The sequence below is a fragment of the Streptomyces bathyalis genome, assembly GCF_015910445.1.
Lineage (GTDB): Bacteria > Actinomycetota > Actinomycetes > Streptomycetales > Streptomycetaceae > Streptomyces > Streptomyces bathyalis.
Window position 1 is genome coordinate 2,543,475 of sequence record NZ_CP048882.1, and the last position, 22,708, is coordinate 2,566,182.

20 protein-coding genes are annotated in these 22,708 nt (G+C 70.8%); 10 read left to right on the plus strand and 10 right to left on the minus strand.

Annotated elements, in window-relative coordinates:
• Positions 1 to 41: 41 nt before the first annotated feature.
• Genes G4Z16_RS10855 through G4Z16_RS10865 form a run of 3 tightly spaced genes read right to left on the minus strand, consistent with a single transcriptional unit; the run spans position 42 to position 2,295 of the window.
• Positions 42 to 455: a RidA family protein gene (locus G4Z16_RS10855; RefSeq protein WP_197350624.1), complete on the minus strand. Its 414-nt coding sequence runs from the start codon at positions 453 to 455 to the stop codon at positions 42 to 44.
• Complete coding sequence (locus G4Z16_RS10860; protein WP_197350625.1) at positions 452 to 1,216, minus strand: IclR family transcriptional regulator; 765 nt, start codon at positions 1,214 to 1,216, stop codon at positions 452 to 454. The genes G4Z16_RS10855 and G4Z16_RS10860 overlap by 4 nt, the downstream gene beginning before the upstream one ends.
• The gene (locus G4Z16_RS10865) at positions 1,213 to 2,295 is read right to left on the minus strand and encodes a sugar kinase (RefSeq protein WP_246530789.1); all 1,083 of its coding nucleotides are present in this window, start codon (positions 2,293 to 2,295) and stop codon (positions 1,213 to 1,215) included. The genes G4Z16_RS10860 and G4Z16_RS10865 overlap by 4 nt, the downstream gene beginning before the upstream one ends.
• Positions 2,296 to 2,414: 119 nt before the next feature.
• Here G4Z16_RS10865 and G4Z16_RS10870 point away from each other — a divergent pair, with 119 nt between their 5' ends.
• Positions 2,415 to 3,686: an amino acid deaminase gene (locus tag G4Z16_RS10870; RefSeq protein WP_197350627.1), complete on the plus strand. Its 1,272-nt coding sequence runs from the start codon at positions 2,415 to 2,417 to the stop codon at positions 3,684 to 3,686.
• Between the two features lie 40 nt (positions 3,687 to 3,726).
• Positions 3,727 to 5,352 carry an N-acyl-D-amino-acid deacylase family protein gene (locus tag G4Z16_RS10875; protein ID WP_197350628.1) on the plus strand — a complete coding sequence of 542 codons (1,626 nt, stop codon included), beginning with the start codon at positions 3,727 to 3,729 and terminating at the stop codon, positions 5,350 to 5,352.
• 94 nt (positions 5,353 to 5,446) lie between these two features.
• On the opposite strand, the gene trhA is transcribed toward G4Z16_RS10875, so the two are convergent.
• The gene (gene trhA / locus G4Z16_RS10880) at positions 5,447 to 6,253 is read right to left on the minus strand and encodes a PAQR family membrane homeostasis protein TrhA (protein ID WP_197350629.1); all 807 of its coding nucleotides are present in this window, start codon (positions 6,251 to 6,253) and stop codon (positions 5,447 to 5,449) included.
• A gap of 292 nt (positions 6,254 to 6,545) precedes the next feature.
• On the opposite strand from trhA, the gene G4Z16_RS10885 reads away from it, so the two are divergent.
• Both G4Z16_RS10885 and G4Z16_RS10890 read left to right on the plus strand, forming a co-directional pair.
• Positions 6,546 to 8,414: a phosphoenolpyruvate carboxykinase (GTP) gene (locus G4Z16_RS10885; RefSeq protein ID WP_197350630.1), complete on the plus strand. Its 1,869-nt coding sequence runs from the start codon at positions 6,546 to 6,548 to the stop codon at positions 8,412 to 8,414.
• Positions 8,415 to 8,625: 211 nt separating this feature from the next.
• Positions 8,626 to 9,027 carry an SCO4983 family protein gene (locus G4Z16_RS10890; RefSeq protein WP_197350631.1) on the plus strand — a complete coding sequence of 134 codons (402 nt, stop codon included), beginning with the start codon at positions 8,626 to 8,628 and terminating at the stop codon, positions 9,025 to 9,027.
• 72 nt (positions 9,028 to 9,099) lie between these two features.
• On the opposite strand, the gene G4Z16_RS10895 is transcribed toward G4Z16_RS10890, so the two are convergent.
• Entirely contained in the window at positions 9,100 to 10,311 is a 1,212-nt protein-coding gene (locus G4Z16_RS10895) for a pyridoxal phosphate-dependent aminotransferase (protein WP_197350632.1), read from the minus strand.
• Positions 10,312 to 10,444: 133 nt separating this feature from the next.
• On the opposite strand from G4Z16_RS10895, the gene G4Z16_RS10900 reads away from it, so the two are divergent.
• Together G4Z16_RS10900 and G4Z16_RS10905 are read left to right on the plus strand one after the other, a co-directional pair.
• A complete protein-coding gene (locus G4Z16_RS10900) occupies positions 10,445 to 12,040 on the plus strand; it encodes an MFS transporter (protein ID WP_246530790.1) in 1,596 nt (531 codons plus the stop codon).
• A gap of 38 nt (positions 12,041 to 12,078) precedes the next feature.
• The gene (locus G4Z16_RS10905; RefSeq protein ID WP_197350633.1) at positions 12,079 to 12,732 is read left to right on the plus strand and encodes a TetR/AcrR family transcriptional regulator; all 654 of its coding nucleotides are present in this window, start codon (positions 12,079 to 12,081) and stop codon (positions 12,730 to 12,732) included.
• 73 nt (positions 12,733 to 12,805) lie between these two features.
• Here the strand turns inward: G4Z16_RS10905 and G4Z16_RS10910 are convergent, their stop codons facing one another.
• Both G4Z16_RS10910 and G4Z16_RS10915 read right to left on the minus strand, forming a co-directional pair.
• Positions 12,806 to 14,842 (minus strand): thioredoxin domain-containing protein, encoded by a 2,037-nt coding sequence (locus tag G4Z16_RS10910; protein ID WP_197350634.1) that lies wholly within the window; start codon positions 14,840 to 14,842, stop codon positions 12,806 to 12,808.
• Between the two features lie 154 nt (positions 14,843 to 14,996).
• The gene (locus G4Z16_RS10915) at positions 14,997 to 16,169 is read right to left on the minus strand and encodes a hypothetical protein (RefSeq protein WP_197350635.1); all 1,173 of its coding nucleotides are present in this window, start codon (positions 16,167 to 16,169) and stop codon (positions 14,997 to 14,999) included.
• A 109-nt stretch (positions 16,170 to 16,278) separates the two neighbouring features.
• Here G4Z16_RS10915 and G4Z16_RS10920 point away from each other — a divergent pair, with 109 nt between their 5' ends.
• Positions 16,279 to 17,445 (plus strand): cystathionine gamma-synthase, encoded by a 1,167-nt coding sequence (locus G4Z16_RS10920; protein WP_197350636.1) that lies wholly within the window; start codon positions 16,279 to 16,281, stop codon positions 17,443 to 17,445.
• An 86-nt stretch (positions 17,446 to 17,531) separates the two neighbouring features.
• Here the strand turns inward: G4Z16_RS10920 and G4Z16_RS10925 are convergent, their stop codons facing one another.
• Genes G4Z16_RS10925 through G4Z16_RS10935 form a run of 3 tightly spaced genes read right to left on the minus strand, consistent with a single transcriptional unit; the run spans position 17,532 to position 18,886 of the window.
• The gene (locus G4Z16_RS10925) at positions 17,532 to 17,780 is read right to left on the minus strand and encodes a hypothetical protein (RefSeq protein WP_197350637.1); all 249 of its coding nucleotides are present in this window, start codon (positions 17,778 to 17,780) and stop codon (positions 17,532 to 17,534) included.
• Positions 17,777 to 18,391, minus strand: coding sequence for a sigma factor-like helix-turn-helix DNA-binding protein (locus G4Z16_RS10930; protein WP_197350638.1), 615 nt, complete (start codon positions 18,389 to 18,391; stop codon positions 17,777 to 17,779). The genes G4Z16_RS10925 and G4Z16_RS10930 overlap by 4 nt, the downstream gene beginning before the upstream one ends.
• A gap of 45 nt (positions 18,392 to 18,436) precedes the next feature.
• Positions 18,437 to 18,886: a MarR family winged helix-turn-helix transcriptional regulator gene (locus G4Z16_RS10935; RefSeq protein WP_246531267.1), complete on the minus strand. Its 450-nt coding sequence runs from the start codon at positions 18,884 to 18,886 to the stop codon at positions 18,437 to 18,439.
• A 284-nt stretch (positions 18,887 to 19,170) separates the two neighbouring features.
• On the opposite strand from G4Z16_RS10935, the gene ilvA reads away from it, so the two are divergent.
• The 3 genes from ilvA to G4Z16_RS10950 all read left to right on the plus strand — a co-directional run bounded on the left by ilvA (position 19,171) and on the right by G4Z16_RS10950 (position 22,583).
• Positions 19,171 to 20,415 carry a threonine ammonia-lyase gene (gene ilvA, locus G4Z16_RS10940; protein ID WP_197350639.1) on the plus strand — a complete coding sequence of 415 codons (1,245 nt, stop codon included), beginning with the start codon at positions 19,171 to 19,173 and terminating at the stop codon, positions 20,413 to 20,415.
• Positions 20,416 to 20,664: 249 nt separating this feature from the next.
• Entirely contained in the window at positions 20,665 to 21,720 is a 1,056-nt protein-coding gene (locus G4Z16_RS10945; RefSeq protein ID WP_197350640.1) for an ATP-binding cassette domain-containing protein, read from the plus strand.
• A complete protein-coding gene (locus G4Z16_RS10950; RefSeq protein WP_197350641.1) occupies positions 21,717 to 22,583 on the plus strand; it encodes an ABC transporter permease in 867 nt (288 codons plus the stop codon). The genes G4Z16_RS10945 and G4Z16_RS10950 overlap by 4 nt, the downstream gene beginning before the upstream one ends.
• Positions 22,584 to 22,708 lie beyond the last annotated feature (125 nt).

The following is a 22,708-nucleotide window of genomic DNA, read 5'->3' on the forward strand; positions in this document are numbered from 1 at the left end:
TACCGGCGACCTGGAGCCGTCCGGGCGGGGCCCGGTCCGTCTCAGCCGAGAACGGCCAGCGCGTCGATCTCGACGAGCAGCCCGGCAGGCAGGCCGACGTAGACGGTCGTGCGGGCCGCCGGGGCCTCGGTGAGGTCGGCGAAGTACTCGTTGTAGATCTCGTTGAGCTCCGCGAAGTGCGACGTGTCGGTGAGGTAGACGCGGATCATCACCACGTCCTCCCAACTCGCCCCGCCCTCCTGCAGGATGGCCTCGACGTTGGCGAGGGTGCGCAGCGTCTGCTCACGCAGCCCCGGGCCCACCGGTACGGGCGCCTGGCCGGGTACGGCGGGCGCGAAGCCCACCTGGCCGGCGACCTGGAGGATGTTGCCCTTGCGCACGCCGTGCGAGAACTTCGCGGGCGGCGCGGTGTGGGTGGAGGGTGTGAGGGCCGTCTTGGCCGGCTTCTCGCTCATTGCTGCCGTTCCTTGTCTGGGGTCTTTCCGGAGTACTCGTCGCTGATGGCGTCGGCCGTGCGCCGCACCAGCGGGAGAAGGGTGAGGAGTTCCTCGGCGCTCACGACGACGTTGGGTGCCGACACGGACATGGCGGCCACGGCACGCCCGTCCGGACCGCGCACCGGGGCGCCGACGCAGTTGATGGACTCCTCGTGGCCACCCAGGTCGGTGGCCCAGCCCTGTTCGCGCACCTTCGCGAGTTCGGCGAGGAACGCCGCGGAGTCGGTGATCGAACGGGAGGTGTAGCGGGGGTAGTCGAGCCGTTCGGCGAGCGACCGCCGCTCCTGCTCGGGCAGATCGGCCAGCAGCAGCTTCGCGACCGCGGCGACCGTGATGGCCACCGGTTTGCCGATCCGCGAGTACATCCGCACGGGATAGCGGCTCTCCACCTTGTCGATGTAGAGGACTTCGTCCTCCTCGTGGACGGCGAGGTGGATGGTGTGGCCCGTCCTCGCGTTCAGTTCCACGAGGTGCGGATGGGCTATCTCGCGCACGTCCAGGTTTTCCACGGCCTGCTGCGCCAGCGCGAAGAGCCGCGTTCCCAGCCGGTAGCGCTGATCGGGCTGGCGGTGGACGATGCCGTGCTCGTGGAGCGTGCGCAGGAGCCGCAGCGCGGTGGACTTGTGCACGCCGAGCCGGTTCGCGACCTGCTCGAGGTTCGCCGGTCCCTCTGCCAGCAGGGGCAGGATGCTCAGTGCGCGGTCGACGGTCTGGCTCATGACGGGTCCGCCTTCCCTGTGTTCCAGCCGGGACCGAGGTGCAGTGCCCGCCAGTCCTCGTCGTCCAGGGCCACCAGGCGGTCGGCGACCTCGCGCGACGGCGGCTCCGCGAGATCGCCGGGCACGGTGAGGGCCGCCGCAGCGGTGAGGTGACCGTGCCGCAGCCGCTCGGCCAGGGGCAGTCCGCGAAGCGTCGCCGAGAGGAACCCCGCGGCGAATCCGTCTCCGGCACCGACGGCACCCGCGACGTCGATCCGCAGGGCGGGCTCGAAGTGGACGGTGTCGGCGGCCTCGCCGTCACCGCCCTCGTCGCCGCGCACGAACGCGGTCGCTCCCTCACCTCCCTGCTTGACCACGAGCACCGCCGGCTCGGGCAGCCGCTCCCTGAGCGATTCGGGGCCGCCGGTCACGCCCCACGCCGCGGCGGCCTCGTCCTCGCCGGCGAAGACGACGTCGCAGCCACGGGCGAGTTCGAGCAGCACGCCGGGGCCGGGGGCCGCATCGGCCTCGGCCCGGTCCCACAGGCCGACGCGGTAGTTGACGTCGAAGGAGACGAGCGGTCGGTCCGGGCGCGGGCCCGTGAGCACGCGCATCAGCTCCAGGCACTCCTCCGACAGAGCGGCGGTGATGCCTGTGACGTGCAGCACGTCGGCGTCGTCGACGGTGCCGAGGTCCACGGTCTGCGGCGACATGGCGGAAGCGGCCGACCCGGCGCGGTAGTAGACGACCTCGGCCGCGCCGCCGCTGTCACCGGTTGCGTCCAGCGTGGTGGGGCGCTCGCCCTCCGTACGGAAGTAGATGCCCGTGGGCCGTCTCGGGTCGCGTCCGACGAAGCCGATGTCGACCCCGCGCGCGGCGATGGTCTCCACCAGGTGGTCGCCGAACCCGTCGGCACCGACACGGCTGACCCACCGCACGGAGTGCCCCGAACCGGCAAGCGCACAGGCCACGTTGGACTCGGCCCCACCGATCGCCCGCTCGAAGGACGGCACGTCCGCGAGCCGTCCGGCCTGCGAGGGCAGGAACGTGACCATGGATTCGCCGAGGCAGACGACGTCGGTACTCACCACTGTCGGCATCCGCTCCCTCATCGATTGACGGGTGTTCGGCGGGATGCTAAACAGCTCTGAGCGAAATACGCAATGTCTATTGCATTTACTGCAACGCAACGAAGCAATGCCGAGGAGTAGGAGTCCAAATGGCCGGCGCGGACCCTCTCGCCTCCCTCGCCGAGGAGCGCATCGATCACCGCTTCAAGGGGCTGCCCCCTGACGCCGCCGGCTCCACCGTCGCCGACCTCACCGCAGAGGGCCGCAACCTCTTCACCGGGGGCTTCACCACGCCGGTCCTCGCACTGTCCGCGGAGCGTCTGGAGCACAACCTCGCCCTGATGCGGACCTACACGCAGCGGCACGGCCTCTCCTTCGCCCCGCACGGCAAGACCTCCATGGCCCCGCAGCTCTTCCACCGCCAACTCGCCCACGGCGCCTGGGGGATCACGCTTGCCGTGCCCCATCAGGTGCGCGTGGCCCGGGCGTTCGGGATCCGGCGCGTCTTTCTCGGGAACGAACTCGTCGACCCCGCCGCGCTCCGCTGGCTGGCCCGGGAGCTCGACGCCGACCCGGACTTCCGCTTCATCTGCTACGCCGACTCCACCGAGGGCGTCGCGCAGATGGACGCCGCCCTGAAGGAGGCCGGGGCGGCGCGTCCCATCGACGTCGTCGTCGAACTCGCCGCCGGCGAAGGCGCCCGCACGGGAGCCCGCACGGAGGCCGAGTGCGAAGCGATCGCCACCGCCGTCGCGGGCACATCCACCCTCCGGCTGGCCGGAGTCGCGGGCTACGAGGGCGAAGTCCCCGACGCCTCCCCCGAGACGGTCACGGCGTGGCTGCGCCGGCTCAACGCGCTCGCGGCCGCGTTCGACGCCGCCGGACGCTTCGACGGTCTCACCGAGATCGTGCTCAGCGCCGGCGGCAGCGCGTGGTTCGACGCCGTCGCCGAAGTCTTCGCCGAACTGCCGCCGCTCTCGCGGCCGGTGCTGAAGCTGCTCCGCTCCGGCGCGTACGTGTCGCACGACGACGGCGCCTACCGGGAGAAGACGCCCTTCAACCGGATCCCCGAAGAGGGCGCGCTGCAGGCGGCGTTCACGCTCTGGGCGCAGGTCGTCTCCCGTCCCGCTCCCGACCAGGCGTTCCTCAACGCGGGCAAGCGCGACGCCGCGTTCGACCTGCACCTGCCGCAGCCCCACACCGTGCGCGCCGGCGACGGCACGACGCGCCCGGCGCAGGGCATCACCGTCACGGCGCTCTCCGACCAGCACGCCTGGGTCCGCACCGAAGCGCCCCTGGAGGTCGGGGAGTGGGTGGGTCTCGGCCTGTCACACCCCTGCACGATCTTCGACAAGTGGCAGCTCATCCCCGAGACGACTGCGGACGGCACGGTCACCGGCTACGTCCGCACGTTCTTCTGACGGGCGGACGGCCCGCACCGGCTCCGAAGGGACCGCCCTCATGGACCTGCTCATCCGCAACGCCGACATCGTCGACGGCTCCGGGACGAGCGCCCCTTACCGCGCCGACGTCGCCGTCGAGGACGGCCGCATCACGGCCATCACCCGGGAGTCGGACGGCACCGGCGCCCGCACGGCCGGGGCCCGTCGGACGCTCGACGCCACGGGGCTCGTGGTGGCCCCCGGCTTCATCGACATGCACGCCCACTCCGACCTGGCCCTGCTGCGCGACCCCGACCACTCCGCCAAGGCAGCGCAGGGAGTCACCCTCGAAGTCGTCGGCCAGGACGGCCTCTCCTACGCACCGGTCGACGACCGCACCCTCACGGAGGTGCGCAGCGCCATCACCGGCTGGAACGGCAGCGCGCCCGGAGACACCTCCGTCGACTTCGACTGGCGCACGGTCGGCGAGTACCTGGACCGCATCGACCGCCAGGGCACGGCCGTCAACGCCGCCTACCTCGTGCCGCAGGGCAGCGTCCGCATGCTCGCCGTCGGCTGGGACGACCGCCCCGCGACCGCCGCCGAGACCGAGGCCATGCGGCGCCTGGTCGCCGAGGGCCTGGAGCAGGGCGCGGTCGGCATGTCCTCCGGCCTCACGTACACGCCCGGCATGTACGCCTCCGACGCCGAACTCACCGAACTGTGCCGCACGGTGGCCGCCTACGGCGGCTACTACTGCCCACACCACCGCTCGTACGGCGAGGGCGCCCTCCATGCCTACGAGGAGATGGTCGCCGTCACGCGGGAGGCGGGCTGCGCGCTCCATCTCGCCCACGCCACCATGAACTTCGGCGTCAACAAGGGCCGCGCTCCCGAGCTGACGGACCTGCTCGACCGTGCGCTCGCCGCCGGCGCGGACATCACCCTCGACACGTATCCGTACACCCCCGGCTGCACGACTCTCGTGGCGATGCTGCCCAGTTGGGCGAGCGCCGGCGGTCCGGAGGCGATCCTCGCCAGGCTGTCGGACGAGGAGACCTGCTCCCGCATCCGGCATGTCATGGAGGTGGAGGGCGCCGACGGCTGCCACGGCGTCCCCATGGACTGGGACACGATCGAGATCTCCGGGGTCAACGATCCCGCCCTGGCCGGCCATGTCGGCAGGACCGTCGCGCAGTCGGCGAAGGAGAACGGCGAGGAGCCGTTCACCACGGCCCGGCGCCTGCTGATCGAGGACCGGCTCGGCACGACGATCCTCCAGCACGTGGGCCACGAGGAGAACGTGCGCCACATGATGCGGCACCCGGCTCACACCGGCGGCAGCGACGGCATCCTCCAGGGCGCCAAGCCGCACCCGCGCGCCTACGGGACCTTCCCGCAGTATCTCGGCCGCTACGTACGGGAGTTGGGCGTGCTCTCCCTGGAGGAGTGCGTCGCGCACCTCACCTCGCGCCCGGCGGCACGGCTGCGCCTCCCCGACCGGGGCCTGGTCCGGGAGGGCTACCGGGCGGACCTCGTCCTGTTCGATCCGGAGACGGTCGCCCCGGGCGCCACGTTCGACAATCCGCGCGTGCTGCCCACCGGCATCCCGCACGTGCTGATCGACGGCCGCTTCGTCATGGAGGACGGCCGCCGCACGGACGCCCTCGCGGGCCGTTCCATCCGCCGCACGCCGACGTCCTAGGCACCGCCTGCCGCGGGGTTCCGCGCGGACGCCGGGGTGGGCGGCACCTGGGCGGCCCGCGCCGGACCGAACCGTTCCGCCCGCCCGGCGAGGGCTACGCGTGCTGGTACGCCACCAGCGAGATCCCCACGTAGTGCACGACGAACGCGGCCAGCGTGAACGAGTGGAAGACCTCGTGGAATCCGAACCACCGCGGTGACGGGTTCGGCCGCTTGATGCCGTAGACGACACCGCCCGCGCTGTAGAGCAGGCCACCCACGATCACGCACACGAGCACGGCGATGCCGCCCTTGCGCATGAACTCGGGCAGGTAGAAGACGGCCGCCCACCCCATCGCGATGTAGCACGGCGTGTAGAGCCAGCGCGGAGCACCGACCCACAACACGCGGAACCCGATGCCGAACAGGGCCGCCGCCCACACCCCCCACAGCAGAGGCGTCCCCGAACCGGCGGGGAGCAGAAGGATCGTCAGCGGCGTGTACGTCCCCGCGATGATCAGGAAGATGTTCGCGTGGTCGAGGCGCCGCAGTACGGCGTTCGCCTTCGGGCCCCACTCGCCCCGGTGGTAGAGCGCGCTCACACCGAAGAGCAGACAGGCCGTCAGCGTGTAGACGGCGCAGGCGATCCGGCCGCGGGTGCTGTCGGCGAGCGCGGTGAGAAATATCCCGGCTGTGAGGACGGCGGGGAACATCCCGGCGTGCAGCCATCCGCGCAGCCTTGGCTTGATCAGCGCGGGAAAGGCCGCGGCACCCCTGGAGGCGGCCGAAGTCACCGCCGCGGCGGCCGACTCGAAGGAGGCTGCGGCAGAACTGCCGGTGCTTTCCGGCTTCTCGGTTCCGTCCGCGTCGTCTTCGGAGTCCGCGCAGTTCACGGGCTCAAGCGGACGAGGCGCGTCAGTCATACGGCCCATCGTAGCTACGGGTTCGTAACCGGCGACATGCTCTTCCGAGGGTCCATGCCGCTCATCGGAGTGGTGATGGACACATCCTTTCCATCTGGACAGGCAGCCGATACGCTCACATGCTCAGAGGAGCAAGGGTGACACCGGATGAGCGAGCCGCGCAGACGCACCAGCCCAGCACCATCACGAACGCATCCGGGTCGCGGCCCCCAAGGGGCGAGTTGAAGCAGCAAGCCAAAAAATCCGGATACCAGTGCAGTTATCCGTCGAACCCTCAACGTCTGGAGAGATCGTGGCGCGCAGTTCTGCGGCTCCCGCCATCAACCCCGTTCCCACCCGCCACCAGGAGCTGGTCTCCTGGGTCGAGGAAATCGCCGCTCTCACAGAACCGGCCGGCATCGTCTGGTGCAACGGCTCCGAATCGGAGTACGAGCGCCTCTGCGAAGAGCTCGTCGAGAAGGGCACGTTCACCAAGCTGGACCCGGTGAAACGGCCGCACTCCTACTACGCCGCCTCCGACCCCAGCGACGTCGCACGCGTCGAGGGCCGTACTTTCATCTGCTCCGAGAAGGAGGAGGACGCCGGTCCGACCAACAACTGGAAGGCCCCTGACGAGATGCGGGCCGTCTTCCAGGGCGAGAACGGCGAAGGTGGGGGCACCTCCCAGGCCGAAGGCTCTGGGGGCATCTTCCGCGGCTGCATGCGCGGCCGCACCATGTACGTCGTGCCCTTCTGCATGGGCCCCCTCGGCTCCCCGCTCTCCGCGCTGGGCGTCGAGATCACGGACTCCGCGTACGTCGCCGTCTCGATGCGCACCATGACGCGCATGGGACAGCAGGTCCTCGACGAGCTCGGCGAGGACGGCTTCTTCGTCAAGGCGGTCCACAGCGTCGGCGCCCCGCTGGAGGCCGGGGAGCAGGACGTGCCCTGGCCGTGCAACAGCACCAAGTACATCTCCCACTTCCCCGAGAGCCGCGAGATCTGGTCCTTCGGATCGGGCTACGGCGGCAACGCACTGCTCGGCAAGAAGTGCTACGCGCTGCGCATCGCCTCCGTCATGGCGCGCGACGAGGGCTGGCTCGCCGAGCACATGCTCGTCCTCAAGCTCACGCCGCCGCGCGGTGAGTCCAAGTACGTCGCCGCCGCCTTCCCTTCGGCCTGCGGGAAGACGAACCTCGCCATGCTCGAGCCCACCGTCAAGGGCTGGACGGTGGAGACCATCGGCGACGACATCGCATGGATGCGCTTCGGCGAGGACGGACGGCTGTACGCCATCAACCCGGAGGCCGGCTTCTTCGGCGTCGCACCCGGCACCGGCGAGCACACCAACGCCAACGCCATGAAGACCCTTTGGGGCAACTCGGTCTTCACCAACGTCGCCCTCACCGACGACGGCGACGTGTGGTGGGAGGGCATGACCGAGGAGACGCCCGCTCACCTCACCGACTGGAAGGGCAACGACTGGACTCCAGAGTCCGGGACTCCGGCCGCCCACCCCAACGCCCGCTTCACCACCCCGGCAGGGCAGTGCCCGATCATCGCGCCGGAGTGGGAGGACCCGAGGGGTGTGCCGATCTCGGCGATCCTCTTCGGTGGCCGCCGCGCGACGGCGGTGCCGCTGGTGACGGAGTCCTTCAGCTGGCAGCACGGCGTCTTCCTCGGCGCCAACGTCGCCAGCGAGAAGACTGCCGCCGCCGAGGGCAAGGCCGGCGAGCTGCGCCGCGACCCGTTCGCGATGCTCCCCTTCTGCGGCTACAACATGGGCGACTACTTCGCCCACTGGGTGAACATCGGCAAGAACGCCGACCAGGCCAAGCTGCCGAAGATCTACTACGTCAACTGGTTCAAGAAGGACCAGGACGGCAAGTTCGTCTGGCCCGGATTCGGCGAGAACAGCCGCGTGCTCAAGTGGATCGTGCAGCGGCTGAACGGCGAGGCGGAGGGCGTCGAGACGCCCATCGGCATCCTCCCGACGAAGGAGTCCCTCGACCGGGACGGGCTCGACATGACGGACTCGGACCTCGACTTCGTGCTGGAGGTGGACAAGGAGGTCTGGCGCGACGAGGCCGCGATGGTCCCCGAGCACCTCAACACCTTCGGTGACCACACGCCGAAGGAGCTGTGGGACGAACACCGCGCCCTCGTGGAGCGGTTGGGCTGACGCCCACGGTCTTCCGGCCACAGACGGTGCCCCTCACCTCTCGGTGGGGGGCACCGTCGTGTGTGGGCCGTCGGGGCCGGTCCCGGTGCGTGCCGCTCCGTCGCCGGGCGCGGGTGCACTTGTCGTCCGGGCAGAAAATGTACACGGCTCAACTTTAGATCGAGTCTAAGTTAGGCTGGCATCCAGGCGACGTGACGGCAGGAGGCCGACCGTGTACGAACCGATCCGCAGCAAGTCGGTACATGCCATGGCCGACGCCGATTTTCCCCACCGCTCGCGGGAAGAGGAGCTGGACATCCGCCTGGCAGGTCACCTGACGGCGCTGCTGACGGTGACGGACGAGCTGCGCGCCCTCACCCCGTCCGACGAGCTGGACGAGGCCGCGGAGGAACTCGCCTCCCAGGTCACGCGCCTGCGCGCGGCACCGCTCAGAGCGGACCCCTCGGCCCATGACGCCGACCCGGCCCACATCGATTCCCTGCACCACCGCGCGCACACCCTGGCCGGCCATGCCGTCGTGATCGCCACGTACCGCAACGACGAACCGGCGATGGTGGTGGCCAGCCAGTGCCGCGACTTCCACGCCACGGCCCTCGGCCTCACTGCCGCGTGACCACGACGTGCTGACGGCCGCCGACGACGGCAGGGGCGGGACCAGGAATCGAACCCGTTGCGCCCCGCGAGGCTACGGCTGGCTGTAGCCCTCCAGGAAGGCGCCGATGCGGGTCACCGCGTCCTCCAGCTCGTTCACCGGCGGCAGGTTCACGATCCGGAAGTGGTCCGGGTCGGGCCAGTTGAAGCCCGTGCCGTGGACGATCATGATCTGCTCGGCCCGCAGCAGGTCGAGGACCATCTCCCGGTCGTCCTTGATCTTGTGGACCTTCGGGTCCAGGCGCGGGAACGCGTAGATCGCGCCCTTCGGCTTCACACACGTCACACCGGGGATCTGCGTCAGCAGATCGTGGACCATGTCGCGCTGCTCCAGCAGCCGCCCGCCGGGCAGCACCAGGTCGTTGATCGACTGCCGGCCGCCGAGCGCGGCGGCCACCACGTGCTGCGCGGGCATGTTCGCGCACAGCCGCATGTTGGCGAGGATCGTCAGCCCTTCGATGTAGCTCTGCGCGTGGCCCTTCGGCCCGCACACGGCCATCCAGCCGCTGCGGTAACCGGCCACCCGGTACGCCTTCGAGAGCCCGTTGAAGGTGACGGTGAGCAGGTCGGGGGCGACGAGGGTCGTGGGCGTGTGCGTCGCACCGTCGTAGAGGATCTTGTCGTAGATCTCGTCGGAGTAGACGATCAGCCCGTGGCGCCGCGCGATGTCCGTGAGACCGCGCAGGATCTCCTCGTCGTACACGGCACCGGTGGGGTTGTTCGGGTTGATGACGACGAGCGCCTTGGTGCGGTCTGTGACCTTGCTCTCGACGTCGGCCAGGTCCGGCATCCAGTCCGACTGCTCGTCGCAGCGGTAGTGCACGGCCTTGCCGCCGGAGAGGGAGACCGAGGCCGTCCACAGCGGGTAGTCGGGCGCCGGCACGAGAACCTCGTCCCCGTCGTCGAGCAGCGCCTGCATCGACATCTGGATCAGCTCGGAGACGCCGTTGCCCAGGTAGATGTCCTCGACGGAGAGCTCGATGCCCTGCGTCTGGTAGTGCTGCATCACCGCGCGGCGAGCTGAGAGGAGCCCCTTCGCGTCGCCGTAGCCGTGGGCCTCGCCCACGTTGCGGATCATGTCCTCGAGGATCTCCGGCGGACACTCGAACCCGAAGGGTGCCGGGTTGCCGGTGTTGAGCTTGAGGATGCGGTGACCTGCTGCCTCCAGCCGCATCGCCTCCTCCAGGACCGGGCCCCGGATCTCGTAACAGACGTTTGCGAGCTTCGCCGACTGGATCACCTGCATTCCGCCACCCTACGGGCCGACCTGGTGCGCGGCCACGTGTTATTGACCACCCGGGGTACGGCCGGGCTCCCGTCTTGACAGGTCCAACTTTTTGAGAGTCACTATCAAAAGACACTGACACTCGGAGTTGGCCATGACCACACAGCCCGATCCCCGCCGCTGGTGGGCCCTCGCAGCTCTCGGCACGAGCATGCTCGTGCTGGGTTTCGACCTGACGATCCTCAACGTCGCCCTCCCCGCGATGGGGCGCCAACTCGGCGCCGGTACGGGGCAGATGCAGTGGATCGTGGACGCGTACATCGTCGTCTTCGCCGCCGCGATGCTGCCCGCGGGACTGCTCGGCGACCGATTCGGGCGACGCCGGCTGCTCGTCGCGGGTCTTGCCGTCTTCCTCGCCGCCTCGCTGCTCGGCGGGCTCGCCGACGACGCCGGCTGGGTCATCGCCGCCCGCACCTTGATGGGGCTCGGGGCCGCATTGGTCACGCCGCTCGCGCTCTCCGTGATCCCCTCCCTCTTCGCGGACGAGTCCGAGCGCACCAAGGCCGTCGGCATCATCACCGCGTCGGTCGCCGGGGGCATGCCGCTCGGGCCCGTCCTCGGGGGCTGGCTCCTCGACCACTTCTGGTGGGGCTCTGTCTTCCTCGTCAACGTCCCGCTCGCCGCGCTCGGCATCCTCGTCTGCCTGACGCTGCTGCCCGAGTCCCGCGACGAGTCGGCACCCCATGTGGACGTGTTCAGCGCGGTGTTGAGCGTCGCCGGCCTCGGCTCACTCGTCTTCGGCATCATCGAGGGACCCGCGCGAGGCTGGAGCGACGCGTACGTCATCGCCGCTCTCGCGGCATCGCCGGTGCTGCTGGCGGCGCTCGTGCTGCGTGAACGCCGGGTCGAGCGGCCGATGCTGGACCTGAAGCTGCTGGCCCGGCCGGCGTTCGCACGGAACGCGTTCACCGCGACGCTGATCACGCTCGTGCTGGCCGGGCTGCTGTTCGTGCTGCCTCAGTACCTCCAAGCGGTCCTCGGCGTCGACGCGTTCGGTACCGGACTGCGGCTGCTGCCGCTGATGGCGGGCCTCCTGGTCGCGGCGCGCGGGTCGGGGCCGCTGGCCGCGCGGTTCGGGTCTCGGCCGGTGATCAGCGCCGGGCTGGTGGTGCTGGCGTTCGCGGCGTTCCTCGGCGCCCGTACCGATGTGGGAGACGGATACGGGCTGACGGCGACCTGGCTGACCGTCACCGGATTCGGCGTCGGATTCGCGATGGTGCCCGCCATGGACGGCGCTCTGGCGGCGCTGCCCGCCGCGCAGGCCGGAAGCGGTTCGGGATTGCTGATGACCGTGCGTCAGACGGGTGCGGCGATCGGCATCGCCGCACTGGGGAGCCTGCTGTCCGGCACATACGCCGCAAAGCTCGCGACGGAAGGGCTGCCGGCGGGCGCGGCGGATGCGGCCGGGGACTCCGTGATCGCCGCCCACGCGATCGCCGGAAAGCTCAACTCGCAGGCCCTGGCGGCCTCGGCGGACGCGGCCTTCGTCGACGGCATGACGCAGGTGCTCTCGGTCTGCGGTGTCGCCGCGCTCGCCGCCGCCGTGATCACGACACTGCTGCCGGATAGGGGCCATGTGCAGATACCGGAGGCGGAAGCGGAAGCAGTGGAGGGGGACGGCAAGACTCGGGGGTCCCCCCGGCCGGAGGTTGGGGGAGGGCCTGGATCGCTCCCCGTCCCAGGCGCATAGCTGGCCCCGGAGAGCCCGGATGGCGGACAATGAGGCACATGGCCCCTGCACGTACCGAGTCCTCCGCGGCTACCGAGTCCCGTCCGGGCCTCCGCGAGCGGAAGAAGATCAAGACCAGGCAGGCGATCCGGAAGGCCGCCTACCGTCTCTTCGACGAGGAGGGCTACGCCGCCACGTCCGTCGAGCGGATCGCGGACGAGGCGGAGGTCTCCCCCAGCACCGTCTTCCGCTACTTCCCCACGAAGGAAGACATCGTCCTCACCGACGAGTACGACCCGCTGATGCACGAGGCGCTGCTGGCGCGTCCCGCCGACGAGCCGCCGGTGACAGCCCTCCGCAGGGCCATGCTGGAGGTGATCGGGCAGGCCATGAGCCAGGAGCCCGGCCGTGAGCCCGCCGAGTCCCACCAGCGGATCCGGCTCGTCCTGGAAGTGCCCGCGCTGCGTGCCCGGATGACCGAGCAGATGTCGGAGACGGTACGGATCCTGGCGGCCGCTCTGGCCGGGCGGACCGGACGGAATGCCGACTCCCTCGAACTGCGGGTGTGCACAGGGGCGTTGGTCGGTGCCATGTCCGAGGCCATGTTCTATTGGGCCAACAGCGACGAGCCGCAGGAGGACCTCTTCGCGATCGTCGAGCGGGCGCTGCGCGTGGTGGAACGGGGAATCCCCCAGACCCTCGGGGCGGAGTGAGTGGCTCGCCCGGCTCCTAGGTGTATTGCCCTGTGAGGTTGGGGACACCCCCAGGCCCTCAGGGCCCGGGCGATCAGCTCCGCAGTGACCGTTCCAGGACCTCGGGATCGGCGGTCGGAGCGTCGCACGTGAAGTTGCGGCACACATAGGCCGTCGGGTTCCCGTCCAGCAACGGCCGGTCCCGCAGCAGCGGCACGTCGAGCGCCTCCGGGGAGCCCGGCTCCCCGAGCGCAACGACCGCTCCGGGCGCGGTCGCGAGCAGCGCCGTACGGTGCAGCGTCCCCGTACCGGGGTCCGCGTGCGGGCCGACCACGGCGATCTCCCTCGGGCCGTCCAGTACGGCTTCGGCCGCGGCGAGGCCCCACCCGATGAAGCGCGGGGCGCGGGGTGCGAGCGCCCGCACGATGCCGAGCGCCCGCTCGGCGGCCTCGCGGTGGCGCGAACTGCCGGTGTAGGCGGCGTAGGAGAGCAGGGCTTGCGCGGCTGCGGTCCAGCCCGACGGGGTGGAGCTGTCCGTGGGGTCCTGCGGGCGGCGGATGAGGGCTTCGGCGTCGTCGGCTGTGTCGAAGAGCGCGCCGTCGGGATCCGTGAAGTGGTCGAGCACGGTCTCCAGCAGTACGCCGGCGGTGTCGAGCCACCCGGCCTCTCCGGTGACGGAGTAGAGACCGAGCAGGCCCTCGGCCACGTCCGCGTAGTCCTCCAGCACGCCCGCGCCCGAGCCGGTCGTGCCGTCGCGCGAGGTGCGTGCGATGCGGCCGTCGCCGTTCAGGTGCAGATCGGTCAGCAGACGTGCGGCCGCGGAGGCGGCCTCGACCAGGTCGGGACGGTCGAAGTAGGCACCGGTCTCCGCGAGCGCGGCGACGGCCAGCCCGTTCCACGCCGCGACGACCTTGTCGTCACGGGCGGGGCGCGGCCGCTGTTCGCGGGCACGCAGCAGCCTCTCCCGTACGGACGCCGCACGCGAGGCGTCCGAGAGCTGCGTGGCGTCCGGGAGTTGGAGCACGGACGCGCCCTCTTCGAAGGTTCCCTCGTCGGTGACGCCGAAGTAGCCGGCCGCCCATTGCCCGTCCTCCTCGCCGAGGACCTCGGTCAGCTGGCCGGGGGTCCACACGTAGTAGGCGCCCTCGCTGTGCCTGCCGTTGCCGTCGTCGCTGTCGGCGTCGAGAGCGGAGGCGAACCCGCCCTGGGGCGTGCCCAGTTCGCGGACCATGAAGTCCGCGGTCTCCAGGGCGACCCGGCGGGCCATGTCGGAACCCGTGCTCCGCCAGGCGTGGGCGTAGACGCGGCAGAGCAGGGCGTTGTCGTAGAGCATCTTCTCGAAGTGCGGCACGACCCAGCCCGCGTCCACGGAGTAGCGCGCGAATCCCCCGCCGAGCTGGTCGTAGATGCCGCCGCGCGCCATCGATTCGCAGGTGGCACGGGCCATCTCCAGCGCGCCCTCGGAACCGGTGCGGGCGTGGTGGCGCAGCAGGAACTCCAGCGCCATGGACGGCGGGAACTTCGGCGAACCGCCGAACCCGCCCCGTTCGGCGTCGAATTCACGCGTCAGCTCCAGCAGCGCCGAGGCCAGCTCCTCGGGGCCGGGCGGCTGCGGCTGCTCGTAGCGGATGCTGCGCGCGGCCAGGTCCCGCACGATCCGGCCGGCCACGTCGGCGACCTCCTCGCGCCTCTCCGACCATGCCGTGGCGACGCCGTCCAGCACCTGCCGGAAGGAGGGCATGCCGTGGCGGGGGGCGGGCGGGAAGTAGGTGCCGAAGTAGAAGGGTTCGGCCGCGGGCGTGAGGAAGACGGTCATGGGCCATCCGCCCTGGCCGGTGGCAGCCTGCACGGCCTCCATGTAGACGGCGTCCACGTCGGGGCGTTCCTCGCGGTCCACCTTGACGGGGACGAAGTGGGCGTTGAGGTATCCGGCGGTGGCCTCGTCCTCGAAACTCTCGTGCGCCATGACGTGGCACCAGTGGCAGCTGGCGTAACCGACGCTGAGCAGCACCGGCACCCCGCGCCTGCGCGCCTCGTCGAAGGCGGCCTCCGACCAGGGCCACCAGTCGACCGGGTTGTCGGCGTGCTGAAGGAGGTACGGGCTCGTCTCGTCCGAGAGTCGGTTGACCATCTGTCCATCGTGCCTGACGTGCTCCCGGGCGGGCGTACCCCGCACCCCTCGGGGGAGGTCTTCGAGCGGAGTTCCACCCGCCGGACCGTCTCATGTTGGTGCTGCCGGTCCTGCGAAGGGTGCGCGGCAGGCGCCTCCGGTCCCGCGGGCCGTGTCAGATCTGGGCGCGGTCGCCGCCCGTCGCCTCCCAGCCGGAGACGGCCAGCGCGCGGTAGGCCGAGTAGTGGCTCGCCGGGTCGCCCGAGTCCGCCCAGGGGATCGCGCCCACATATCCGTCGACGACGCGCAGCGCCTCCATCGCCTCGCCGTACCGTTCGGCTCGCACGAGGAAGCAGACCAGCAGGTGCAGGACGTGCGGACGCACGGGGTGGCCGGCCTCGACCTGGTCGACCGCGTACTCCGCGGCCTCCACGGCCTTCTCGATCTCGGCGCTCTGGTAGAGGCCGCGCACCACGTTGACCTCCGGCAGGTGCTCGTAGGCGGCGAAGAGCGGGAGCGCGGGAAGCAGGGTGCCCTCGGGCGCGTGGGCGGCGGCGCTCTGCGCGAAGGCATCGGCCTCGGCGCGCGAGCCGCAGCCCTTCTCCGACCAGTACGGCAGGGCGGCCATGTGCGCGCCCATGTGGTGCGGTGCCTTGCGCCGCAGCGTCGCCCACAGTTCCTCGAAGTCGGCGCGCCGGTAGGAGAGATGGCGTGCGATGAACAGCTCGGTTATGTGCGGCGTGGGGTCGTCGGGGGCGAGCCGCGCGGCCTCCTCGCAGACCGTACGGGCCTCTTCCAGGATGATGCGGTGGTCGGCGGAGGAGGGGTCGGCGACGGCCTGCCACACCAGGAACTGCGCGTAGACCTGGGCGCCGCCCGGGTCGCCGGGCTGCTCGGTGCGCCACTGCCGCAGCCAGCTCGCGTCACGCAGGCCCGGTCCCTTGCTGAAGGAGACGCCGCCCGCGGAGCCGCCCTTGCCCGTTGCCGGTGACTCCGGTGCGCCGAGCGCGCGCGCCTGCGCCAGCTCCATCGCCGCCGCGCCCGCCATCGACTGCACGCGCTGCCAGCGCAGTTCCCACTCGTCCCCGGTGAGGGCCAGCAGCCTCGCGACCGGCTGCCAGTCCTGGGTGCGCTGCGTCTCCTCCAGCGCCTCGGTGAACTCGTGGTCGGGGCCCGGCAGTCGCACGTCGAGCTGCTCGGTCGGTACGAAGCCGTATCCGGCGCCCGGGTCGACGGCGCGGGCGACTCCCTGAGCGCCTTGCAGGCGCTGCCGCCGCCGGCGCATCGCCGGAGCGACCAGGACGCCGAAGATGGCGGTCAGTGCGATCAGCACGAGCAGGGCTTCCATGGCTGCGTTCTCCCCGTTGGTGCGCGGACGGGACGTGACAGGAGTAATCGTCTGAGGCGGTTCGCTTGAGCCGCTCTGCCTACACCGTACGGCGCATTACGCTCGCCCCATGAGCGACCAGCGCGACAGCGGGCACACGCCCCAGAGCTTCGAGACCCTCGCGATCCACGCGGGGCAGACCGCCGACCCCGCGACGGGTGCGGTCGTCCCGCCCATTTACCAGGTCTCCACGTACAAGCAGGACGGCGTCGGCGGGCTGCGCGGCGGCTACGAGTACAGCCGCTCCGCCAATCCGACGCGTACCGCACTCGAGCAGAACCTCGCCGCCCTGGAAGGCGGGCGCAACGCCTTCGCGTTCGCGTCGGGCATGGCCGCCGAGGACTGCCTGCTGCGGACCCTGCTCGTGCCCGGGGACCACGTGGTGATCCCGAACGACGCCTACGGCGGTACGTTCCGCCTCTTCGCGCGCGTCGCCGAACGGTGGGGCGTGGAATGGTCGGTGGCCGACACCTCCGACCCGGCGGCGGTGCGCGCCGAACTGCGCGACCGCACCAAGGCGGTGTGGGTGGAGACCCCGTCCAACCCGCTGCTCGGCATCAGCGACATCACCGCGCTCGCCCAGCTCGCGCACGGCGCGGGGGCACGGCTGGTCGTGGACAACACCTTCGCGAGCCCCTATCTCCAGCAGCCCCTCGCGCTGGGGGCGGACGTCGTCGTGCACTCGACGACGAAGTACATGGGCGGCCACTCGGACGTCGTCGGCGGCGCCCTCGTACTGGACGAGTCGGAACTGGCCGCGGAGATCGCCTTCCACCAGAACGCGATGGGCGCAGTGGCGGGCCCGTTCGACTCCTGGCTGGTCATGCGCGGCACGAAGACGCTGGCCGTACGGATGGAGCGGCACAGCGCGAACGCCTCGCGCGTGGCAGAGATGCTCCAGGCCCACCCGAAGGTGACGCAGGTCTACTACCCGGGGCTGCCCTCGCACCCGGGGCACGAGACGGCGGCCAAGCAGATGCGGGCCTTCGGCGGGATGGTCTCCTTCCGGGTCGCGGGCGGCGAGGAGTCGGCGGTGGAGGTGTGCAACCGAACGCACCTGTTCACGCTCGGGGAGTCGCTGGGCGGCGTCGAATCGCTGATCGAGCACCCCGCGCGCATGACGCACGCGTCGGCGGCGGGCTCGGCGCTGGAGGTGCCCGCGGACCTCGTGCGGCTGTCCGTCGGCATCGAGTCGGTGGAGGACCTGCTGGCGGATCTGCAGCAGGCGCTGGGCTAGAAGGGCACGAACGGCGCCGGGGCCGGAACCCGCCCCGGCGCCCTGCCGGTCAGGGCCACGATCCGCTCGGCGAAGGGGCGGCGCCGCTACCAGCCGAGCGGTGGCGTCGTAACGGCCGGCCGGACCATCCAGGGCTCAGCGACCGCGGCCCACACGGCGACGGCCACTGCCACCGCGAAGAACCCCCACAGCAGCAGCGCGACCGTGCGCCGCCGGTGCGCGATGCGCATGCCGCGGACCAGGGCGCGCCCGGCCAGGTCCGTCGGCACGGCGGCGGGGGGCGCGGACTCCAGCAGGCGGCGGACCTCGGTCTCCTTGCGGTCGGGAAGTCTCATGCGGCCCCCCTCGGCTCGCGGCCTGCGCCGTCGCGCTGTTGCACGGTCCCGGTGGCCGCCTCCGCTCCCCTGTGCCGCAGACCGGTGACGATGCGGGACGCGAGCAGGGACACGGCACCGGACGCCGGTCCATGCGCCGCGCCGGCCGGGGTTCCGCTCTCCTCCCCGTTTCTCGTCCCGCGGCTGAGGACCGTCGCCATGCCCCGGGTGCACAGGGCCCGCACCCGCTCCACGGGCAGCCCGAGCGCTGCGGCGACCTGTTCCTCGGCCACGCCCTCGTACAGCCGCAGCACCAGCATCAGCCGCTCCTGCGGGGGCAGCGCGTCCAGCAGACCGCCGCGCGGACGCCGGTGGCGCCAGGCGGTGTGCGCGAAGTGTGCGGCCAGATCCTGGCGCGTGTGCTCGTAAGGGTCCTCGCCGCGCAGACGGTCCCAGTCCGCGTACGTACGGGACAGGGCGCCGACGAGCAGTTCCTGGGCGGCGGGAGCGGCACCGAAGGGCTCACCGGTCAGCAGCGTGGCGGCATGCAGCAGCCTGCCGGCCGCGCCCGCGACGAACGCCTCGAACTCCCGGGCCCGGCGGCGCTCCTCACGCGCACGCCGCTCTCCCACCTGCGCCTCCCGTACGGCAATGGGACGCCAGGCGCACTGATCAAATCAAGAGGGAGGTACTTCCGGAGTCTCCGTGGCGGGGTGGATGCCCTGCATCGCGGTGTTGAAGCGGGTCAGGAGCCTGCAGAAGGTCTCCCGGTCCTCCTCGCTCCAGTCGTCCGTGAGCACCGCCATCAGCTCGCGCCGGGAGGAGCGCACCTGGTGGAGCCGGGCGATGCCGTGCGGGGACAGCTTGAGAACGACGGCGCGGCCGTCCTCGGGGTGCGTGGTGCGGGTGACCAGGCCTCCTTCGACGAGCGGCGCGACCTGCCGGGTGACGGTCGAGGAGTCGATCCCCATCCCGGAGGCGAGGGCCTTGACGCCCATCGGACCGTTCTCTTCGAGCCGGTTGAGCAGCAGGTAGGCGGCACGGTCCATGGAGTTGCGCGCCTGGCCTATCCCGCCCAGACGGGTCTGCTCGGCGCGGCGCGCGAAGACGGCGACCTGGTGCTGCATGGCGTCCAGGACGCGCCCCCTCTGCGGGTCGGCGCGGTCGAGAGTCTCGTGGTCCGCTTCATGCCCGGCGAGGGCCTGATCCGGGGCCTGATCTGTGCTGTTCACTGTCATCATGTCCGGTTGCATGGGCATGCCGAGATGCTCGCTTCTTCGGGAAGTTCCACGGAAAAGACCTGATTCTGCTGCCCAGCGTAAACGGATCGCGCCCGAGCCGTACCTGTGCTGCGTGAACACCGTGGACACCGGGCGGCGCCCGCGGAGCCGCGAACTGCGACACTGACGCCATGGTCTCCCCCGCCCCCGACGCCACGGGCGTAACAGCGTCCGTCACCGTCGACGACGTGCGCGCCGCGCAGAAGACGCTCACCGGCGTGGCCCGTACGACATCGCTGGAAGGCAGCCGGCACCTCACGCACCTCGTCGGCTCCCCCGTGCACCTCAAGTGCGAGAACCTGCAGCGCACCGGCTCGTTCAAGCTGCGCGGCGCGTATGTGCGCATCGCCGGGCTCTCCCCCGAGGAGCGTGCGCGCGGCGTGGTCGCGGCGAGCGCCGGCAACCACGCGCAGGGCGTGGCGCTGGCGGCCTCCCTGCTCGGTGTGAACTCCACGGTGTTCATGCCGGAGGGCGCCCCGCTGCCGAAGGTCGCCGCGACGCGGGACTACGGCGCCGAGGTCGTGCTGCACGGACAAGTCGTCGACGAGACGCTGCGGGCGGCGCAGGAGCACGCGGAGGAGACGGGCGCGGTCTTCATCCACCCCTTCGACCACCCCGACGTGGTGGCCGGGCAGGGCACCCTCGGGCTGGAGATCCTCGAACAGTGCCCGGAGGTCCGCACGATCGTCGTGGGAGTGGGAGGCGGCGGGCTCATCGCGGGCATCGCGGTGGCGGTCAAGGAACTGCGGCCCGACGTACGGATCATCGGCGTTCAGGCGGAGGGAGCGGCGGCGTATCCGCCCTCGCTCGCCGCGGGGAAGCCCCTGGTGCTGGATTCGGTCTCCACGATGGCCGACGGGATCAAGGTCGGGCGGCCGGGGGACGTGCCGTTCAAAATCGTTGGCGACCTCGTCGACGAGGTACGTACGGTGTCCGAAGACGCTCTCTCCAGCGCGCTGTTGCTCTGCCTGGAGCGAGCGAAGCTGGTGGTGGAGCCGGCGGGGGCAAGTCCCGTGGCGGCCCTGCTCTCCCGGCCGGAGACGGTCGACGGTCCCGTCGTCGCCGTGCTCTCCGGAGGCAATGTCGATCCCCTGGTCCTTCAGCGGACGCTGCGTCACGGCATGGCGGCCGCCGGCCGCTATCTGTCGCTGCGACTGCGGCTGACCGACCGGCCCGGGGCGCTGGCAGCACTGCTGAGGGAGTTGTCAGTGGCGGACGCTAACGTCCTGGACGTGGGCCATGTTCGGACCGATCCACGGCTCGGGCTCGACGAGGTGGAGGTGGAGCTGCACTTGGAGACGAAGGGACCGGAGCACTGCGAGGACCTCGCGGGCAAGCTGCGCTCGGCCGGCTACACGGTGGTGCTGACGCGCTGAGCCGTCGGCCCGCCGCGAAAGGCAGCCGGGGAAGCCGCCTTCCACGCTCGAACGCCCAGGCCCGACCACCTGAGCTCCACATCGGAGCACTCGCGACTGTCGCGAACTTTCGCAATAGGTTGACGCGATGTATCGCGTTCACTCATACTGCTGGCCTACGGGTCCGCCGTATGGCTATCTGATGGCATGCCGGATATCTCCGGCCTGTTCGACATTCACCGTTACTTCTCCACATCTGGGAGCCCACTTATGCCAGGCGCCATTTACGCCGAGGGTCTCGTGAAGACCTTCGGCGAGGTAAGGGCACTGGACGGCGTCGACCTCGATGTCCCCGAGGGCACTGTGCTGGGTCTGCTCGGGCCCAACGGCGCCGGCAAGACCACTGCCGTGAGGGTGCTCACCACCCTCATCCAGCCCGACAGCGGCAAGGCTGTCGTGGCCGGCCTCGACGTCCTCAAGCAACCCAACGAGGTACGGCGATCGATCGGCCTGTCCGGCCAGTTCGCCGCCATCGACGAGTATCTGACCGGCAGGGAGAACCTGCAGATGGTCGGGCAGCTGTATCAGCTCACCGCGCGCGACGCGAAGCGCAGGGCGGGCGAACTGCTCGAGCGCTTCAACCTCGCGGACGCCGCGGACCGCACGGCCAAGACGTACTCGGGCGGCATGCGCCGGCGTCTCGACCTCGCGGCGGCGCTCGTCGTCCACCCGCCCGTGATGTTCATGGACGAGCCGACGACCGGTCTCGACCCGCGCAACCGCCTCCAACTGTGGGAGGTCATAGAGGAGTTGGTGGCCGGAGGCACGACGCTCCTGCTCACCACGCAGTATCTGGAGGAGGCCGACCGCCTCGCCCACGACATCGCCGTGGTCGACCAGGGCAAGGTCATCGCCCGCGGCACCTCCGACCAGCTCAAGGCCCAGACGGGCGGCGAACGCGTCGAGGTCGTCGTGCACGACCGCGACGAGATCGCCACGGCCGAGGCCGTCCTGGCCAAGCACGGCCTGCCGGGCACCGGCCCGGAGGGCGTCACCGTCGAGCACCACACCCGAAGGCTCACGGTGCCCGTGACGGGTGGCGCGAAACTGCTCGCCGAGATCATCCGTGATCTCGACGGCCGGGGCATCGAGATCGACGACATCGGCCTGCGCCGCCCCACTCTCGACGACGTCTTCATCACGCTCACCGGCCACGCGGCGGAGGAGCGCGAAGAGAACGGCGCCGCGGAGGCGGCCGGCGAAGCGGCGGCCGGCAAGAAGCAGAAGCGCAGGGACAAGAAGCAGAAGAAGGAGGCCGTCAAGTGACTGCCACGACCACGGCACCGACGGCACCCACTCCGGCCGCCCCGGCCGGAGGCGGTCTCCGCCAGTCCGTGCGCGACTCCCTGACGGTCGCCAAACGCAACCTCATCCGGATGCTGCGCATCCCCGAGGTCGTCATCTTCGGGCTCTTCCAGCCCATCATGTTCGTGGTGCTCTTCAGCTACGTCTTCGGCGGCTCCATCAACCTGCCGGGTGCGGGCCTCGACCCGGGGCTCTACCGCGAGTTCCTGATGGCCGGCATCTTCGCCCAGACCGTCACGTTCGCCACGGCGGGCGCGGGCGCGGGCATCGCCGAGGACATGCACAAGGGCCTCATCGACCGCTTCCGTTCACTGCCCATGGCCCGCGGCGCGGTGCTCACGGGCCGCACGCTCGCGGACCTCGTGCAGACGGGTCTCACGCTGATAGTGCTGGCCCTCGTGGCACTGCTCGTCGGCTGGCGCACCCACGAGAACGGGCTGAAGGTGCTGGCCGGGTTCGGCCTGCTGCTCCTGCTCGGATACGCCTTCACCTGGATCGGCGCGCTGATCGGCCTGACGGTCCGTACTCCCGAGGCGGCCACGTCCGGCGGGCTGATCTGGCTCTTCCCGCTGACGTTCATCTCGAACGCCTTCGTGCCCTCGCAGAACATGCCGACGGTGCTGCGGCACTTCGCCGAGTGGAATCCGTTCAGTGCCACGGTGCAGGCCTGCCGTGAGCTCTTCGGCAACCTCCCCCCGAACTACCCGGTGCCGGACGCGTGGCCGATGCAGCACCCGGCCTGGGCGTCGCTGATCTGGTCGATCCTGATCGTCGCGTTCTTCCGCACGCTGGCAGTCCGCAAGTACAAGTCGGCGAACTCCTGACAGTCCGGCAGCGCCGGCACAGCTGTGGGCCCCGGCCTCTCCGGCCGGGGCCCACAGTGCTGTCTGCTTCCGTGTCTTGCTCTGGTGCGGTGCTTCCCGTCGCCTTTGCTCGGGCCGGACGCGGC

Excerpts from the sequence above, each read along its gene's own strand:
- G4Z16_RS10855 (WP_197350624.1), bottom strand. The coding sequence starts at position 455 with ATGAGCGAGAAGCCGGCCAAGACGGCCCTCACACCCTCCACCCACACC.
- G4Z16_RS10860 (WP_197350625.1), bottom strand. The coding sequence starts at position 1,216 with ATGAGCCAGACCGTCGACCGCGCACTGAGCATCCTGCCCCTGCTGGCA.
- G4Z16_RS10865 (WP_246530789.1), bottom strand. The coding sequence starts at position 2,295 with ATGCCGACAGTGGTGAGTACCGACGTCGTCTGCCTCGGCGAATCCATG.
- G4Z16_RS10870 (WP_197350627.1), top strand. The coding sequence starts at position 2,415 with ATGGCCGGCGCGGACCCTCTCGCCTCCCTCGCCGAGGAGCGCATCGAT.
- G4Z16_RS10875 (WP_197350628.1), top strand. The coding sequence starts at position 3,727 with ATGGACCTGCTCATCCGCAACGCCGACATCGTCGACGGCTCCGGGACG.
- trhA (WP_197350629.1), bottom strand. The coding sequence starts at position 6,253 with ATGACTGACGCGCCTCGTCCGCTTGAGCCCGTGAACTGCGCGGACTCC.
- G4Z16_RS10895 (WP_197350632.1), bottom strand. The coding sequence starts at position 10,311 with ATGCAGGTGATCCAGTCGGCGAAGCTCGCAAACGTCTGTTACGAGATC.
- G4Z16_RS10900 (WP_246530790.1), top strand. The coding sequence starts at position 10,445 with ATGACCACACAGCCCGATCCCCGCCGCTGGTGGGCCCTCGCAGCTCTC.
- G4Z16_RS10905 (WP_197350633.1), top strand. The coding sequence starts at position 12,079 with ATGGCCCCTGCACGTACCGAGTCCTCCGCGGCTACCGAGTCCCGTCCG.
- G4Z16_RS10910 (WP_197350634.1), bottom strand. The coding sequence starts at position 14,842 with ATGGTCAACCGACTCTCGGACGAGACGAGCCCGTACCTCCTTCAGCAC.
- G4Z16_RS10915 (WP_197350635.1), bottom strand. The coding sequence starts at position 16,169 with ATGGAAGCCCTGCTCGTGCTGATCGCACTGACCGCCATCTTCGGCGTC.
- G4Z16_RS10920 (WP_197350636.1), top strand. The coding sequence starts at position 16,279 with ATGAGCGACCAGCGCGACAGCGGGCACACGCCCCAGAGCTTCGAGACC.
- G4Z16_RS10925 (WP_197350637.1), bottom strand. The coding sequence starts at position 17,780 with ATGAGACTTCCCGACCGCAAGGAGACCGAGGTCCGCCGCCTGCTGGAG.
- G4Z16_RS10935 (WP_246531267.1), bottom strand. The coding sequence starts at position 18,886 with ATGCAGCACCAGGTCGCCGTCTTCGCGCGCCGCGCCGAGCAGACCCGT.
- ilvA (WP_197350639.1), top strand. The coding sequence starts at position 19,171 with ATGGTCTCCCCCGCCCCCGACGCCACGGGCGTAACAGCGTCCGTCACC.
- G4Z16_RS10945 (WP_197350640.1), top strand. The coding sequence starts at position 20,665 with ATGCCAGGCGCCATTTACGCCGAGGGTCTCGTGAAGACCTTCGGCGAG.